The 16,686-nt window shown below is 59.3% G+C and carries 16 protein-coding genes; 6 read left to right on the plus strand and 10 right to left on the minus strand.

Annotation, left to right across the window (positions count from 1 at the left end; all coding sequences use genetic code 11):
* Nucleotides 1-167 precede the first annotated feature (167 nt).
* The 6 genes from ACZ1HN_RS00700 (at nucleotide 168) to ACZ1HN_RS00725 (ending at nucleotide 7,463) form a co-directional block, all read left to right on the plus strand.
* Nucleotides 168-2,060 carry a serine hydrolase domain-containing protein gene (locus tag ACZ1HN_RS00700; protein ID WP_472726055.1) on the plus strand — a complete coding sequence of 631 codons (1,893 nt, stop codon included), beginning with the start codon at nucleotides 168-170 and terminating at the stop codon, nucleotides 2,058-2,060.
* Nucleotides 2,061-2,186: 126 nt separating this feature from the next.
* A complete protein-coding gene (locus tag ACZ1HN_RS00705; RefSeq protein WP_472726056.1) occupies nucleotides 2,187-3,227 on the plus strand; it encodes a helix-turn-helix domain-containing protein in 1,041 nt (346 codons plus the stop codon).
* 90 nt (nucleotides 3,228-3,317) lie between these two features.
* Nucleotides 3,318-4,406 carry an efflux RND transporter periplasmic adaptor subunit gene (locus tag ACZ1HN_RS00710; protein ID WP_472726057.1) on the plus strand — a complete coding sequence of 363 codons (1,089 nt, stop codon included), beginning with the start codon at nucleotides 3,318-3,320 and terminating at the stop codon, nucleotides 4,404-4,406.
* Nucleotides 4,406-5,116: an ABC transporter ATP-binding protein gene (locus ACZ1HN_RS00715; RefSeq protein ID WP_472726058.1), complete on the plus strand. Its 711-nt coding sequence runs from the start codon at nucleotides 4,406-4,408 to the stop codon at nucleotides 5,114-5,116. Before ACZ1HN_RS00710 ends, ACZ1HN_RS00715 begins: the two co-directional genes overlap by 1 nt.
* On the plus strand, nucleotides 5,113-6,255 hold the full coding sequence (locus ACZ1HN_RS00720) for an ABC transporter permease (RefSeq protein ID WP_472726059.1): 1,143 nt from the start codon (nucleotides 5,113-5,115) through the stop codon (nucleotides 6,253-6,255). Before ACZ1HN_RS00715 ends, ACZ1HN_RS00720 begins: the two co-directional genes overlap by 4 nt.
* Nucleotides 6,256-6,260: 5 nt before the next feature.
* Nucleotides 6,261-7,463 carry an ABC transporter permease gene (locus tag ACZ1HN_RS00725; RefSeq protein WP_472726060.1) on the plus strand — a complete coding sequence of 401 codons (1,203 nt, stop codon included), beginning with the start codon at nucleotides 6,261-6,263 and terminating at the stop codon, nucleotides 7,461-7,463.
* 36 nt (nucleotides 7,464-7,499) lie between these two features.
* On the opposite strand, the gene ACZ1HN_RS00730 is transcribed toward ACZ1HN_RS00725, so the two are convergent.
* The 10 genes from ACZ1HN_RS00730 to ACZ1HN_RS00775 form a co-directional block, all read right to left on the minus strand.
* Complete coding sequence (locus tag ACZ1HN_RS00730; RefSeq protein WP_472726061.1) at nucleotides 7,500-8,462, minus strand: energy transducer TonB family protein; 963 nt, start codon at nucleotides 8,460-8,462, stop codon at nucleotides 7,500-7,502.
* Between the two features lie 38 nt (nucleotides 8,463-8,500).
* On the minus strand, nucleotides 8,501-8,887 hold the full coding sequence (locus ACZ1HN_RS00735) for an ExbD/TolR family protein (protein WP_472726062.1): 387 nt from the start codon (nucleotides 8,885-8,887) through the stop codon (nucleotides 8,501-8,503).
* Nucleotides 8,887-9,273 (minus strand): biopolymer transporter ExbD, encoded by a 387-nt coding sequence (locus ACZ1HN_RS00740; RefSeq protein WP_472726063.1) that lies wholly within the window; start codon nucleotides 9,271-9,273, stop codon nucleotides 8,887-8,889. Before ACZ1HN_RS00740 ends, ACZ1HN_RS00735 begins: the two co-directional genes overlap by 1 nt.
* Nucleotides 9,266-9,919: a MotA/TolQ/ExbB proton channel family protein gene (locus ACZ1HN_RS00745; protein ID WP_472726064.1), complete on the minus strand. Its 654-nt coding sequence runs from the start codon at nucleotides 9,917-9,919 to the stop codon at nucleotides 9,266-9,268. Before ACZ1HN_RS00745 ends, ACZ1HN_RS00740 begins: the two co-directional genes overlap by 8 nt.
* Nucleotides 9,919-10,350 (minus strand): hypothetical protein, encoded by a 432-nt coding sequence (locus ACZ1HN_RS00750; protein ID WP_472726065.1) that lies wholly within the window; start codon nucleotides 10,348-10,350, stop codon nucleotides 9,919-9,921. The genes ACZ1HN_RS00745 and ACZ1HN_RS00750 overlap by 1 nt, the downstream gene beginning before the upstream one ends.
* A gap of 138 nt (nucleotides 10,351-10,488) precedes the next feature.
* Nucleotides 10,489-12,120: an ABC transporter ATP-binding protein gene (locus ACZ1HN_RS00755; protein WP_472726066.1), complete on the minus strand. Its 1,632-nt coding sequence runs from the start codon at nucleotides 12,118-12,120 to the stop codon at nucleotides 10,489-10,491.
* Complete coding sequence (locus ACZ1HN_RS00760; protein WP_472726067.1) at nucleotides 12,117-12,983, minus strand: ABC transporter permease; 867 nt, start codon at nucleotides 12,981-12,983, stop codon at nucleotides 12,117-12,119. Before ACZ1HN_RS00760 ends, ACZ1HN_RS00755 begins: the two co-directional genes overlap by 4 nt.
* Nucleotides 12,980-13,954, minus strand: coding sequence for an ABC transporter permease (locus ACZ1HN_RS00765; RefSeq protein ID WP_472726068.1), 975 nt, complete (start codon nucleotides 13,952-13,954; stop codon nucleotides 12,980-12,982). Before ACZ1HN_RS00765 ends, ACZ1HN_RS00760 begins: the two co-directional genes overlap by 4 nt.
* Before the next feature lie 64 nt (nucleotides 13,955-14,018).
* Nucleotides 14,019-15,599 (minus strand): ABC transporter substrate-binding protein, encoded by a 1,581-nt coding sequence (locus ACZ1HN_RS00770; RefSeq protein WP_472726069.1) that lies wholly within the window; start codon nucleotides 15,597-15,599, stop codon nucleotides 14,019-14,021.
* A gap of 116 nt (nucleotides 15,600-15,715) precedes the next feature.
* Nucleotides 15,716-16,651 carry a LysR family transcriptional regulator gene (locus ACZ1HN_RS00775; protein WP_472726070.1) on the minus strand — a complete coding sequence of 312 codons (936 nt, stop codon included), beginning with the start codon at nucleotides 16,649-16,651 and terminating at the stop codon, nucleotides 15,716-15,718.
* Nucleotides 16,652-16,686 lie beyond the last annotated feature (35 nt).

Consider the following 16,686-nt stretch of genomic DNA (forward strand, 5'->3'; position numbering starts at 1 on the left):
AGCGCGTCCGCTTTGACGCAGACCGCGTATGCTTTGAGCTGCCTCAACATAAATCGCTTTTTGCGCTTGGGTCCGCTTCAAAAAACGCAGACAGCACCGATATTGGTGACTGCCGACATTGTTCAAATCTGTCGGCGCAAATCGCCAATACAAATGGGCTCCGTGACATGATCCACCAGCTCTGGCAGAACGTCCTGTCTGCTGTCCTGCGCCTTCTGTTGATCGCACTCGTTTGCGCCAGCTCAGCCGGAAACGCTACCTCGAACGAGCAGTGGCAGGAAACGCTGGAAGGCTTTGTAGATGGGTTGGTAACCACCGGTCTGGATCAGGATGCCGTTGCCGGGGCTGTCGTGGTTGTTGTTTCGGGCGACAACGTAATCCTGTCACGTGGCTACAGGCTGTCGGATGTTAGGTTCGGACGCACGATGACCCCCGAAGCAGACATCATTCCACTGGCATCTGTTACCAAGGTTTTTACAGCCCTGGCGATCCTACAATTGGCAGATGACGGGCGGCTGTCTTTGGACGACCGCATTACCCGACACCTTCCCGGACTGCAGCTGAACCAGCGTTTCGGCAATATCACGGTTGCTCATCTGCTCAGCCACACAGCGGGGCTGGAGGAGCGCTACTCGGGATACTTCGCGGTGCATGGTGAACGGGGCAACACACCGGCAATTGAACAGATTTCGAAAATCCTGCCACGGCAGATTCGTCCACCCGAAGATGTCATATCCTACTCGAATGCCAGCTACGTTTTGCTGGGTGAAATCATTGCTCAAGTCTCGGGCCAGCCGTTCGAAGAATATATTACCGATACCATCCTGTCCCCTTTGGGAATTGACAACGCCCGCTTCATGCATGAGCCATCCGAACTTCGAGGGACCAGCCCGTTTCATGTTTGGGATACCGGTCGCTATGTCGCCATCGATCCACCGTCTTTTCACGCGATACATCTAAGCTCGGGCGGTCTCGCGCTGACGGCCGAAGCTATGGGCCGGATCATGCAACTGTTGCTGGCGAAAGGCACCGGCGATGAAACGCCTGCTCTGACCTCAACCAGCATTAAAAAGATGTACGAACCCGCGTGGCCGGACGCTGCAGAGTTTTCCGGGCGCACGCTTGGCTACTGGACGGAACGCTGGGCCGGTCACACGGTCTACCACCATGGCGGCAGCCATTTTGGGTTCCACACCAATATGGTGCTCGTCCCGTCCATGGACCTGGCGTTCTTTGTCGCCGCAAATGGTCCCAGTGGCAGTGCGCTCACGGGGTTGCCACGCCGTGTGCTCAGAGAAGTGATTGCACCGCATGAACGTCCGGTTGCGGCGCGTTCCGACTGCGACACCGCCTGCCTGCGCGATTTCACTGGTCATTACATCCCCACGCGGCGCAACGCGACTGGCCTGGATCGACTGCATGCACTCAATTCCCATCGCATGGACATACAAATCGCCGACGACGATATGCTTCTTTTGTCCGGCCTTGGCCATTCCCGCCTGTTTCAAGCAATAGCGGAGGACCAATTCGAAACGCCAGAAGGCGATTTTCGTCTTGGGTTTCGACGCGATGCATCAGGCAGCATTGTCGGCGCTTACTTCAATGGCGGTATGCACACATTCGACCGCATAGGGTTTTGGCACAGCGCAGCCTCACTAAACTCAGCGCTGTGGGCGGCTTTGGCCGGTTCTCTGCTGTGTTTGGTGGGCGCAGTGATAACGTGGCGCTCAAAAAGCTGCCTGACAGGTATGACTTTCTCGCTGGGTGTGGGCTGGATAGTGGGCGTCTGCATTTGCATGGTTGTCCTGGTGCCACTGCTGAATGGTCGAGACCTTTCTTCTCATGCCTTTGCGGGTATCGGTCTTTGGACTCTAACCTGCCTCTATGCGGCTGCCGTGGGGACCCTTGTGTGGTCCGCAGCATGGCTTCTACGCCCGCTGCAAAGCGCAAATGCAATGCGAACGGAGCGGTTTGTGGTCTTCGCTGCTATGCCCCTTTTTGCGTGGGCCCTTCTCGCCGCTTGGATTTGGAAGTTGCCAACCGCCGCCCTGACATGGTGAAACTCAAAAACTCTTTGGCGGTTGGGACAGAAAGCAAACGATGACACGCCCCTAGACCAATGGCGGTGTGTGGCGCATCTTTCGGTCAGATGCAGGATGTAACAGCCATCAGGTCGATATGAGCCCATGATATTTATCCCGCTGCCCTTTGTCGTTGCGCTTCTGCTGGTGCTCCTCTTCCTCAGTGTGGTGCAGCGGAACAATGAACATCCGACAAACTTCGCATTTCTTGCACTCATCGCCTTGGCCGCAATGCAATCCGCTCTCATCGGCTTGCGCTTCGGTTATGGGGTTGAGTGGTTGCGGTTTCTCTCGCCCCTCATTGCAAGCGTGATGGCCCCAGTGGTGTATTTTGGGTCTTTGCATCTCGCCAAGCCAAGCCCTTATGAAAAGACCCTGACAGTTGCGTCTCATGGTATTCCACTGCTGCTCGTCTCGCTCTCCATGCTAGCCTGGCCGCTTGCGCTTGATGTCATCATCATCGGCACGTTCATTGCCTACGCAGTCCTGCTGCTGCTTCTTCTGCGGTCGGGCGAAGACTCGCTCAGATTGGTTGCGCTTGAAGGCGTTGGGACCGTTCACCGCGCGCTGGTCTTTGCAGCGCTCGTCCTGCTGTTCTCGGCAGCGATCGACACCCTGATCACCTTCGATATTGCCTTCATGGACGCACGCCACTTGCCGCAACTGGTTTCGGTTGGGAATGTCGCAACCTTGCTTTTCCTCTCCATAGCCGGTGCTGTTGCCAGCAGAGGCCGAGCACCGGAAGATCACGCACCCCCGCCGGTTCGGATGCAGCCGGAACCAGAGGCCCCGGATGACCCGGTGATCATGAACAAGATCGAAGAGCTGATGACAAAAACCCGTATTTATCGGGATGCTGACCTGAACCTTGATCGGCTCGCACGACGGCTGATCACCCCAGCCCGGCAAATCTCCGGGGCCATCAATCGAACGACGGGAAAGAATGTTTCGCAATACGTCAATGATTTCCGCATCAGCGAAGCCTGCGAACAGTTACGATCTGGCACCAAGTCGGTAACAGAAATCATGTTCGACGCCGGGTTTCAGACCAAATCGAACTTTAACCGCGAGTTCCGTCGCGTTACCGGCATGACCCCTTTGGAGTGGCGCAAAGCCAAAGGATTGCAACAAGAGTTTGAAGCCTGACAGCCACCTGAAGTGACTAAATCGCGATTTTGAACGTCCCGGATCGTGATCTAGGTCGCGGACAAACAGCACGCCGCCGATCCTGGTGGCATGAACACATTCACCGATCACAACCGCCAGATGGCAGAGACATTGCGAGAGCTTTCAATGTCTCCAGTCCCATCACCCGACATGGTGCCAACACCGCTCCGGCGCTTTCCTCTGAAATTGGCCGCCGTCCTCGCCGGTACTGCACTGCTGTTGGCCGGTGCCGCCTTCGGCCTACGATCAGAAGGGACCCAAACGCCATTCCAAAGCGCGCCGGCAGCGAAAGATCAACTTCCACCTTTGTCAGAGGCCTCGCCCTCGGTAGCCGCACCTATGGTTCGGGAGATTACCGGATCAGGTTACGTCATCGCACCGGACATGGCCGTCATCTACGCCGAACGCGGTGGCACAATCACTGACATCTTGGTCAAACCCGGAGATCAGGTGGTTGCAGGGCAAGCTCTGCTTCTGGTCGAAGAGTCGAGTGTGCGCTTCGCCGCCCAAGAGGCACAGCTCGCGCACACCGCAGCAAAGCTGACGCTCGCAGCCGCACGCATATCCGAGGCGCAGGCCAAGAACATTTTGAACCGGCGGACGGAGTTGCGCCAACGCGGGGTGATCGCTAGCGAACGACTTGAAGACGCAGAACATGCCTTCCTCATCGCAGCCAACTCTGTCGAGCAGGCCAAGGCCACGCTCGACGACGCGGAGCTGGCGCTACAAATCGCCGAAGACAGGGTTGCCGACCTGACCGTGCGCGCGCCGATCCCGGGCACGGTGACCCAGCTCTCGGCGCATGTCGGCGACGCCGTGCTCGACCGGGTGGATGCGATCCACGACGGGGTCGGCCTGATGACAATTGCCCGGCTCGACACCTTGGCGATCGATGCTGATGTGGCCGAAAAGGCAATCGGAAACCTTCAGGCGAACCTCGTTGGCGAGGCTGTTCTGGACGCCTTTCCAGATCACACCTTCAACTTCGAACTCCACCGGGTCGCACCACACGTGAACGCAGCCAAAGGTACTGTCGCGCTGCGACTTGCACCCATCGCACCGCCGCCCGGCATCCGGCCCGGCATGGCCGCCCGCATCCGCATCCCGCTGCCCCCTTCCTCTTCGCACGACCCACAAGAAACCGGAGTCAGAAACTGATGACGACATTAAAAACTGAAAGCCCGTTCATTGCCCTCAGCGGCGTCAGCAAAAGCTACCGAACCGGCAATGAGAGCTTACCAATTTTCACAAATCTCGACATGACCATCCAAGGTGGCGATTTCGTCGCCGTGATGGGCCCTTCCGGCTCCGGCAAATCAACACTTCTCAATTTGCTTGCCGGCATCGACCACGCCGACACCGGCGACATTCAAATCGCCGGCCAAAGACTGGACCACATGGGCGAGACGGCCCGCGCAGCCTGGCGGGCACATCACCTCGGGATCGTGTTCCAGTTCTACAACCTGTTGCCGATGCTCACGGCGGCGGAGAATGTCGAACTGCCGCTGCTGCTCAAACCAATCCCTGCATCCGTGCGGCGTGAGCGGGTCGCCAAGGTGCTCGACCTGGTTGGTCTTGGCGGACGTGGCAAACAGAACCCCACGCGGATGTCGGGCGGTCAACAGCAGCGCGTCAGCATCGCCCGCGCCATCGTGGCCGACCCAAGCCTGCTGCTCTGTGACGAACCGACCGGAGATCTCGACCGCAAATCCGCCGACGACGTTCTGGCCATGCTCGGGTATCTGAACCGCGAATTGGGCAAGACCATTGTCATGGTGACCCATGATCCCGAAGCGGCCAACGCCGCCAATCGGACACTGCATCTGGACAAAGGAGTCTTTGTCGAAAACGAGCAGGTGGCGGCATGACTTTTCTTGGCCTCATCCGAAAAAGCGCGGTGCGCAAACCGCTGCGAGGCAATCTTCTGATCGTTTCCGTCGCCATGGCTTTCCTGATCTACGGGCTGACAGCCAGCTTCATTGCCGGATCACAGGGTACTGCCGCCGCCAGCGATGATCTTCTTGGCGTGATGAATGCGGCTGGTCGGGCACAACCCTTGCCGCTGGCATACTTACCCCGGATCACTGAACTGAAGGGCGTTGCCGCAGTCAGCCCGATAACGCGCCTCCGCGGCAGTGTGGGCGACGCACGCAACGTCGTGGCAGTCAGCGCGGGCAACCCAGACAAGTTACTTGCAGTCAGCGGCAAAGAACTCGGGCTGACAAACGCCATGGTCGATGCGCTCGATGATGGGCGCGACAAGGTTCTTGTTGGCCGCGCACTGGCCCAAGCACAGGGCTGGAGCATCGGCGACACGCTGACCGTGACGGCCTTTCGCACCAAAAAAGCGGATGGAAGCCGAGACTGGCGTTTCGAAATCGCGGGTATCTTCGACGGTAAAAGCGCCAGCACCGACACCTACTTCATCCTCGCCCAGTATGATTATATAAACAATGCAAGGGCCAAAAACAGGGATACAGTATCCACCTTTGCGCTGCGCCCTGAACCGGATGTCTCCCCACAGCAACTGGCGCCGCGGATCGATGCGCTCTTTGCCAATTCGGCGGCCCCCACGCGCACGCTGTCCGAAAAGCAGTTTCTGAGCGCGTTCCTCAGCCAATACGCCGATGTCAAGCGCGTGGTCACGCTGGTTGTCAGCGTCTCATTCGTGACGCTCTTGATGATTGTCGTAAACACGTTGGTTTTTGCGCTCCGCGAGTACCGCTTTGAAATCGGCGTTTTGAAGGTTCTGGGGTTTCGGTCATCGAAGATCATGATGATGGTTCTTGCCGAAGCGCTCTTCGTGTTCCTGGTCGGCGGCACCATCGGCATTGGCCTCGCCAAACTGGCCAGCCTTGCCGCGCCACCCGTGCTTGGGCTGGTTCTGGACAGAAATGTAGCCCTCCGGGCCTTTGCCTTGATTTTCCTACTTGGCCTCGCCTCCGGAGCACTTCCGGCACTTTCGGCCATGCGCACGCCAATCCTGTCAGCTTTCAGAACGAGGTAACACCAATGATGGCTTCCATACGACAAACCATGGCAATGAGCCGGGCGACGTTGCTCAGCGTGCCCCGACGCATGGCCATCTCGCTCTCAATGGTCGGATCAATCATGCTGGTCGTGTGCGTCCTGAGCGGTTTCCTGTCCATGGCACGCGGTTTTGAAATCACGCTCCAAGGCGCTGGATCACCCGACGTTGCCGTTATCCTGGGCGGCAGCACGCGCGAGGAAGTGAACTCCGAAATCCCCTCTGACATCGCACGGTCCATCATGGCAAAAGGCAATGACATCGGCGTCCTGCGAGATGCATCAGGCACACCGCTCCTGTCACGTGAACTTGTTGTCCCGGTTGAGTACCGCACGCAGCTCGACACATCGGGAACGACGCTGGCGCTCCGCGGAATGGAGGCCTCTGGTCTGACGATCCGATCGGGCGTGACGTTTTCATCAGGTCGCCTCGTATCACCAGGCGCGCGCGAGATCCTGGTGGGGGAACAACTGGCAACAAAATATCCGGGCCTGAACATCGGAGCCGACATCCGGCTGGGCCCGGTCGTCTGGACGGTGGTCGGCCATTTTTCCGCCGGGGGAAGTGCATTCGAGTCCGAGATTTGGGGCGACTTCGACGCCGTCGCCTCAGCGTTCAACCGCATGGGAGAGGTGCAAAGTCTACGGCTGAAGCTGACCGAACCTACCGCAATCGACAGGCTCAAATTGTCCATGTCGGAGTTTGCCGACGCACAGCTCATGACCTTCACCGAGGCCGATCTTTATGCCGAGCAATCCGAAGCAACCGCTCAACTGATCCGAATGTTCGGCTGGCCCATCTCGTTGCTCATGGCGATCGGCGCCACCGCGGGCGCGCTCAATACCATGATGAGCTCGCTGTCGGACCGAACGGTCGAAATCGGTACGGTTCGTGCGCTAGGGTTCAATCGCCTTTCTGCTTTTCTCTCTACCTGGCTGGAAGCGTTCCTGCTCTCTGCGGTTGGTGCCAGTCTTGGTGTCACCCTCTCGTGGCTGGCACTGAACGGTTGGCAAGCCAGCACGATGGGGGCCAACGGCGCCCAGATGGCGTTCCGATTTGTCGTCAATGCCGATGTGATGACGATCACCGCTTTGGTGGGCGTTGCCATCGGAGCGGTCGGCGGGGCTCTACCCGCATTTGCAGCTGCCCGGCTTCCCGTTGCAACCGCACTAAGAGCGCGGGGATAAAGCGTTGTCGTTCCCAAACCAACCGCTGCGAACTTCTTATCGCCCCTTGATCTGAATGCTGAACGACCGCTGCGCGCCCGGCGGAGGGGCAGGAAACGGCGCGGCACCCCGGATCACCTGCAAGGCCGCGTTGTCCAGATCGCGAGAGCCCGAGCTGCGTGCCACCGACACGGCACTCAATCCACCATTCGATGCGATGCGGAAGCTGACGGTGGCCACACCACGATCCCCGACACGCGGGCGACGTGCACGTTGCAGCTTTCGCATGATCTCGCCGGGATAGTTCGATGCTGCCGCGTTGCCTGCCTGCGCCGCTCCCGCGTTCCCCGTTGCCCGCGGTGCCGCACGCACCGCCGTGCCGTCTGCCGCCCCAGCGCGCGTGTTCGTCCGCGCCTGATTGCCACGCAGCGCAGGGGCATCAGGGGTTCGGCTTGCCGTCTGCGTTGTCTGACGCAGCGCGGGCGGCGGATCATCCGGCTTGTTGCGCTCTTCAAAGGCACGGGTGCGGACCTTGGGCCGCAACGATTGCGTCAGATTCAACCGGTCAGGGTCTACCGCGGTCAGGGTGTCGGGTGGTGCAGCTGGTTGCAGCGCAGGCGGTGTCTCGGAAACAGAGGGCGCGACACGCAGAGTGGGTTGTGGGACCGGCGCTGCATCAATCGCAGACGCGCTGGCCGTCACCTGATCTGGCTCAACGCGGCGCATTGCGTCATCCACGTCTTGCTGCTCGATGCGCGTATCAGTCTGTGCCGCCTGAGTCTCTGCAGGGGGCGTCGGATCGATCCTCTGCTCAGTCGGTTCAGCGGTCTCCACTGTCTGCTCAACCGGGACAGGTTCCGTCACATCGGTGGTTTCGATGCCGGTCAACGTGCCTTGGGCCAGATCGGCAAATGCATTGCCCAGTGACGCCTCGGTCGCCCCGGCCTGCCCACCTTCCATTTCGACAGGTTTGATGAGGTCCAGACGCATCACCCCACCCACATGAAGGGTGGCAGCCATCAGAACCGCCAGTACTGCGACGGAACGTGACCCGGCAATCATTCCAGCCCCCGTTCCGTTACGATGATCACCTTTCCAGCACCGGCACGGCGCAAGTCTCGGCCCAAAGCGACCAATTGAGCAGCGGGCAGCGTGCGGTCCGGCACAATGCGCACCTCGTCCCGCGCTTCGGGGTCAAGCCCGGACACATACATCTCTGCGTCCGCTTGATCAGTGCCACGGAAACTCAAAGTCCCATCAGCGTGAATGACCAGCGCATCCGGCGGCGGCCGCCCCTCAAGATCGGCGGTCCTGACAAGGGTCATGTCCCGATCCAACGGCGGTGCCAAAGTGCCTGCGACCATGAAAAACACCAGCATCAGGAACACGATGTTGATCAGGGCAATGGTCGGCTCTCGCCTTGACCTTGGTGCACGCCCACGCATCACGCATCCCCCAACACGGTGACGCGCAATCCTTGAACGGCACGCAGGACAACCAGCACATCGGTCAGCCGCTGTGCCGTCACCCCACCCTGCAAGCTGACAATAAGCGGCTGCATCTCTGCCGCAGGCACAGTGTCACGCAACGATGCTTCCAGCAGCGCGATCCCGACACGTTCACCATTCAGCGCCAGCATCTCCTCACCGACCTGCAAAAACAGCGGTGGTGCGTCTGCGGGTGCTGCAGCCTGCCCTGGCCCTCCGGCGGTCAACTCGACCTCTGCAAATTTCGAAAAGGTCGACGTGAGCATAAAGAACAACAGCAATAGAAAGATCACGTCGATCAGCGACGTCATCGACAACCGCCGCACCCGTCGCGTTCTAGCCATGGGCGGGCATCATGTTCGCGCCCGGGTCGGATGCACCCGCCCGATTGGCAGGGGCAAGAGCCGTCAGAACAAAGGTGTCGGCCACAACCCGCTCCGCCTCCATCCGCGCCTCAAACCAGGACAGCAACAGTGCTGTCGGCATAGCGACGACCAGCCCGACAGCCGTGGTCAAAAGCGCCACCCATATCCCACCCGCAAGAATAGAGGGGTCCACCTGCGCCCCGGCGGCCTGCAATGACTGGAACGCCTCGATCATCCCCAGAACAGTACCAAACAGCCCCAGAAGAGGGGCCAGTTGTGCCACAGAATCCAGATACCGAAACCCCCTCTCCAACTGGGAAAAACGCTCCTCCGCCATGGCCAGCAGACGGTCCTTGTCACGCCCTTCAAAGGCTGCAGCCACAACGGGTGCCAGATAGCTCTTTGATTTTTTCAGGGCCGTCCGCGCACTTGCCCGATCGCCTGCGTCCCAAGCCGCCACAGCCGTGCGCAACGCCGCATGGTGACCGACATGCGCCACTGAAAACTGCCACAGTTTGTAGAGAACAACAGCGAGGGTGACGACCGACACCCCGATCAGCACCATAACCACGGGGCCGCCCAGATCGAACACGGCCATCAATTGTGCAAAAATCGCATCCAACATCAGCCCAGCACCTCAATCTCGACACGGCTTGACGGCAGCAAACCGTCGGCACAGTCGCTTTGCGCCAGACCCTCAGCCGCGCAGGTATGCAAACCATTGAACAGCACCCGACCCAAGCCCTCGCAGGTCAATTCCGGCACCGCAAATTGACGGACACGCGGCCGGCCCACCGGCAAGGCTCCGAAATCGAACAGGGTCAACCGGTCGACACTGCCAGAGGAGTCAAACAGCACGGTCTCATAGACAAGCTTGTCAATATCAACGGGATGGCCATTGGTGACCATGAAGGTCAGAGTACAGGCTCCCTCCCCGTCCGATACGGTGTTTAACTCGACGGCCACCTTGCCGGTCACGTCGGTCTCTTGGGCAGCACCTGCAATGGGCACCAGTATCAACATCAATGCCAAAAGACGTGCAAACGTCGTCCCCATGTCATGCTCCTCGGTCGAGAGTAAGGGCTGACCTGGCAAGCGGCTGGGGACCCGGGTTACGGTCTTAAAACCACTAATATGGCCGTATCGCAATACCTGATTAAAACACTCAGCGGGCAGGATGTTTGCAACCAGTCACTACGCCGGATGTTCTTTTACACTCTCCACAGATGGAACGGCGGCAAGCAGGTTCCGCGTGTAGTCTTGCTGCGGCGATGCAAACACCGCGTTGCGCGTGCCGTATTCAACGATATCGCCCATATACATGACCGCCACGTCGTCACACATCTGCTGCACAACGCCAAGGTCATGGCTGATGAACAGATAGGTCAAATCCATATCCCGCTGCAGGTCGTGCAGCAGATCCAGAATCTGAGCCTGTATGATCACATCAAGGGCGGACACCGCCTCGTCGCAGATGATCAGACTGGGATTGGTGGAAAGCGCCCGAGCAATGCTGATCCGTTGCCGCTGCCCACCCGAGAATTGGTGTGGGAACAAGTGCATCTGTGCAGGTTCCAACCCCACCTGTTCGAACAACTCCGCCACGCGCGCATCGCGTTGCGCGACGGGCAGACTGCCTAGGTTGTCCATGGGTTCACGCACGATGGCGCCCGCACGCAGGCGCGGGTTAAGCGACGAATAAGGGTCCTGAAAAATCACCTGCACATTTGCGCGCGCCTGCCGCAACGCCTCACCTTCGAGCGTCAGCATGTCCGTGCTGTCCAGTGTCACATGCCCAGCCTGCGCCGCCACCAGCCGCGCCACGGCAAGGGCCGCCGTGGTTTTGCCTGACCCACTCTCTCCCACGATGGCCAACGTCTTGCCCCGCTCCACATCAAAGCTGATGCCATTCACGGCGGTGAACATCTCGCGCTTGCCCCAGCGTTTCTTGACCGGGAACTGCACCGTCAGGTCGCGGACACTCAGAAGCGGCTGATCGACCTGCGCCGCGACTTCGCTTTCATCGCGTGTCTCTGGCGTCAGATGCGGCACGCTCGCGATCAGCGACTTGGTGTAGTCGTGCTGCGGGCGGTTGATCAGATCGGTCACGGTGCCATCCTCGACCTTTTTACCTTTGAGCATGACAACCACCCGGTCGGCCATTTCGGCAACCACACCCATGTCGTGGGTGATCAGGATCGTGGCGGTCTGGGTCTCCTTCGCCAGCTCGCGCATCAAGTCAAAGATTTCGGCCTGCACAGTCACATCCAGGGCCGTGGTTGGCTCATCCGCGATCAGGATCTTGGGCCGACACGCCAGGGCCATGGCGATCATCACCCGCTGACGCTGCCCGCCGGACATCTCGTGCGGATAGGTGCCCGCACGGCCCTTGGCGTTGGGAATGCGCACGGCATCCAGCAGATCAACGGCATTGGACCAGGCCTGCGCGGCACCTTGGTTCTGGTGATGGCGCAACACCTCTGCAATCTGCTCTCCAACCGTATAGACAGGGTTGAGCGACGTCATAGGCTCCTGAAAGATCATGCCGATCTGGTTGCCACGAATACGGCGCAGGGCGGCGTCCTCCATCTGCGTCATGTCCTGCCCTTCGAACATGACCCGGCCCTGCGCGACACGTCCGATACGCGGCAACAGCCCCATAACTGCCAGCGCCGTCATGGATTTTCCGCTGCCGGATTCCCCAACGATGCTCAAGGTCTCACCGGGGTTCAGCCACAGCGATAGGTCATCGACAACCGGCACCATTCCGCCCCGCGTGGCCAGTTCGATGCGCAGGTTTTCGACGGAAAGAAGTGGTGCGCTCATCGTTCCCTCAGCTTTGGGTTCAGGGCGTCGTTCAGGCCGTCACCCACAAGACTGATGGCCAGAACGGTAATAAAAATAGCGATGCCCGGCACAGTGACGGTATAGCTGGCGTCGAGGATGTATTGCCGGTTCGACCCGATGATCTGGCCCCAACTGGCGACGTTCGGATCGGTCAGACCCAGAAAGCTCAAACCCGCCTCGAACAGGATCGCCGACCCGACCATAAGGGCCGCCTGCACGATGATTGGCGGCAGCGCATTGGGCAGGATCACCCGGAACATCAGACCGCCATTGCGCACGCCCCCGGCGCGGGCGGCGGTGACGTACTCCAACTCACGGATGCGCAAAAACTCCGCCCGCGTGATCCGCGCCACGGCAGGCCAGCTGACAAGGCCAATGGCAATGGTGATCATCAGCAGCGACGCCCCGAACAGCGCAACAATGACCATGGAGAACAAAAGCGTCGGCAAGACCTGAAAGAACTCGGTCAGGCGCATCAACACTTCTTCGACCCAACCGCGATAGAACCCGGCAAGCGCGCCAATGGTGATGCCGATGGTGACGGTGACAAAGGCAGCGGCAAGGCCAACCGTCAGCGACACCCGCGCGCCGTGGATGAGTAGGGACAACAGGTCCCGCCCAAGGTAGTCGGTGCCAAACAGATACCCTTCTGTCCCAGGCGGGGTGAACGGAGCCCAGACCATGTCAAACGGGTTGCCGGTGTACAGGACCGGCCCGAGGATCGCCACGGCGACAATGATAAGCAGAATGACCAGCCCTGCCACCGCCGCATGGTTGCGTCGAAACATCTCGAACGCTTCGGCAAAGGGCGACCGCGCCTTGAGTTGCGTATGCTCGCTCATGCCTTCCCCCTGACCCGCGGATCAATCAAACGCAAAACAAGGTCTGTCAGCAGGTTGCCGACAATCACCACAAGCGCTGAGAAAAACAGAATGCCCAGGATCGTCGGCGTGTCCCGCGCGAGGATCGAGGTCAACGCAAGCTGTCCCAAACCCGGCCACGAAAACACCGTTTCCACCAGAACCGCGCCCGAAATCACGGCCGAGAATTGCAAACCGGCAAGCGTCACGACCGGCGGCAGGGCATTTTTTAAGGCATGTTTCATGGTGACATCACGGGGCGACAGCCCCTTGGCCTTGGCCGTGCGCACATAGTCCGATCCCAGCACTTCAAGCATCGAGGCGCGACACAGGCGGGAATAAAGCGCGATGAAGATCGACCCAAGCGTCAACATCGGCAGCACCAGATGGTGCGCAACCGACAGAGCTTGGGGAAAGAAACCTTCGACCGTCACGTCCCGCATCCCCGCGACGGGAAAGAGCGGAATTTTCAACGAAAAGGCAATCAGCAGCAGGATGCCGGTCCAAAACACAGGCGCGGCATAGCCGAACAGCGCAAAGAGCGTCACGATATGGCTGAGAATGCCGTTTGGGCGCTGCGCCGCGAACACACCCAATAAGATACCCACCACAAGGGCAAAAATCTGCGCTGAAAAGACCAGAAGCAGCGTGGCGGGCAAACGCTCAAAGATCATCTCGGTCACGGGGCGATTGTAGAAATACGATTGGCCCAGATCGAACTGGAACACCCGCCAGATGTAGTTGCCCAACTGCACGATAACGGGTTGATCCAACCCGTACTCGGCCCGGATTTGAGCCACCAGTTCGGCGCTGGCCCCGCCCATATCGGCGGCAATCGTATCAACCACATCGCCCGGTGCCAGATTGATCATGGTGAAATTCAGAACCAGTACAGCCAGCAACAGCAGCACCCCATAAAGAGTGCGTTGCGCCAGTACGACCAGAAATCCCATGCACCACCACCTCAATGAAGACCTGCCCCGAACATCGGGGCAGGAAGGTCTTTCTCAGGACAGCTTACTCTTTCAAGAAGACAAGGTCATAAGGAGAGGAGGATGACCAAATGCCCAGAGGCGGGTTACCGACCTTTTTGTTGTAGATCGTGTGATACGGAAGCGTATTGGTCCAATAGACCGGCAGGTCATCTGCCAGAATCTCTTGGAACTCCTTGTAAAGCGCTGCACGTTTATCGGGGTCAATCTCCTGCCCCGCTGCCGCCATCAGCTCATCGATCCGTTCGTTGGCGTATTGCTGCGTGTTGGACCAGATGACGCCTTCTTTGATGTTCTGGCTGTCATAGGTGCGGTGCACCCCGATCACCGGGTCGCCCCAGTTGAACACAGTGTCCCAGGTCATGTCGAAATCGTGGTTCGAAATCTTGTTGGCCCAGGTCGGGAAGTCGACAAAGGAATTCACGCTGACGTCAATACCAACCTTGGCAAGCGACGCCTTGGTAAACTCCGCCTGCGGCTTTGTTGTCGGGTTGCCGTGGTCGATGGTCAGTGAAAAGCGGATGCCATTGGCGTCCTTTTCATACCCTGCCTCATCCAGCAGCGCATTGGCCTTCTCGATGTCCAGATCGTAGCCATTCACATCCGGGTAGTAGAGCGGCGAACCGGGATGAATTCCGGTTTTCGACTCCTGGCTCAGCCCCAGCATGATGGCGTTCAGGATGAAATTCTTGTCGATAGCATAGGCGATGGCCTGACGCACCCGCTTGTCCGCCAGCGGCCCATCGGACCCGGTGTTGAAAGCCAGCCAATTGATCGGACCAATGGCGGCATAGCCTTCGTCCGTGGCAACCAGATCATCGTTCTCGGACATCCGCTTGATGTTGCGCACGGTGTTCTCGAACGTCGTCATATGCAGCTCACCGTTTTCCATGCCGATGGCACGGGCCGACGCGTCCTTGATGATGCGATAAACGATGCGGTCCAGATACGGACGACCCTCGATAAAGAAGTCGTCGTTGCGCTCCAGGATAACCTGCTGGTCTGCCGTGAACTCCACGAACTTGAACGGACCAGAGCCAACCACATCCTTCCCATTGCGGGGATGCGATTTCGGGTCCTGACCGTCGCCGTAAATGTGCTTGGGAATGATCGGCATCAGCTGCGACGACATGGCCAGCAACAGCGCCGGGTGCGGCTGTGACAGCTTCAGGATGGCAGTGTGATCATCCGGCGTCTCGACCGCCTCAACCACGCCGAACATCGTCTTGAACGGGTGGTTCGCCTTGATGGTCTCGACCGAGAAGGCGACGTCCTCGGACGTGATCGGCTCGCCATCATGGAAGGTGGCACCCTGCACAAGGTTCAGGGTCATCGACAGGCCGTCATCCGACCACGCCCAACTTTCGGCAAGGTAGGGCTGCGGCGTCCAATCCTCATCATAGCGCAGCGGCGCCGCGAACAGTTGCGCCCCCGGCGCACCCGTGACGATGCCTGACTGGACTGCCGGGTTCAGGTGACGCGGGGTCTGCGGAAGGGTCGTGATCAGGATTCCGCCGCGCACGGGGTCTTCGGCCATGGCCGTCGTCCCCAGCAGGGCGGCAACCCCCGCGGCAATGGCCAGGTGTCTCAACACAGCGATCTTCATCGGTTTTTCTCCCAGGGTCTCTTTTTTGTTGAGAGAAGGTTAGGCGGCACCCATCATTCGAAAAAATAGTTTTAATACGTGTGAAAGCGCTAAAAAATGGTGCTTATCACGCCAACTCACTCGGCGCGCACAGCCAGGTTTTCAAACACCCCATCGTCGCGAAGTGCATGGCAACGCTCGATAAACCGCTGCACGGGATAGGGCAGCGTGACCCGCGATTGGGTCACCAGACCAAAGCGCCGCGCCGGGATCGGGTCGGTGATGGGCAAAACGGTGATGCCTCGACTGTCCAGCGCCGCGCTTACAGGACGGGCATTCAGAATTGAAAAGCCAAATCCTGAGGCAATCAGCGTACGGATCATCTCGACCGATGACGTGGCATGGGCCACGCGCACCGTCAAACCCGCATCGGCAAACAGGTCCGAATAATACGTGCCCGACCGCTGCAATTGCAGATTGATCATCGGCTGGTCCTGCAAATCGGCAAGGCTCACCGCCTTGCGCTGTGCCAGCGGGTCCTGCGTGTTGACCATGGCATAGTGCGGCAGCTCGACCATCAGGTCAAAATCATGGTGGCTCCCGATCACTTCATCATAGGTAAAGGCGATATCGGCCGCACCCGTGTCCAAATATTCGGCGACATTGTCCATGTCTCCCTCAACCAGCTCGAACTGCACATTGGGAAACTCCGACTGGAACTGCTTGATCGCGGGCGGCAGGAATGTCGCCGCCGCCGTTGCGAAACAGGCCAACCGGATCGTGCCCGTCACGGCCCCACCAAGCGCGTAAAGCTCCGCCTCGAAATCCCTGTAGTCAGCCAGGAAGCGACTGATCAGTTTCAGCGTGTCGGCCCCGCCGGGGGTTTTCTGAATGCCCTTGGCCGGCACCCGCGTGAAAATGCCAAACCCCAACTCCGCCTCAAGCGCATCAATGGCCGCCGTGATCGAACTTTGCGAAATGCTCAGCGCTTCTGCTGCAGCCGCAATTGACCCCAGCCGTCCAGTCGCCTCAACGTAACGCATCTGCTTCAACGTCAGACCGACTGCCATCATTCCCCCATAAAATAGTATTTATGCGGCGATTAAAT

Source organism: Tateyamaria sp. GN1-10 (assembly GCF_055693845.1).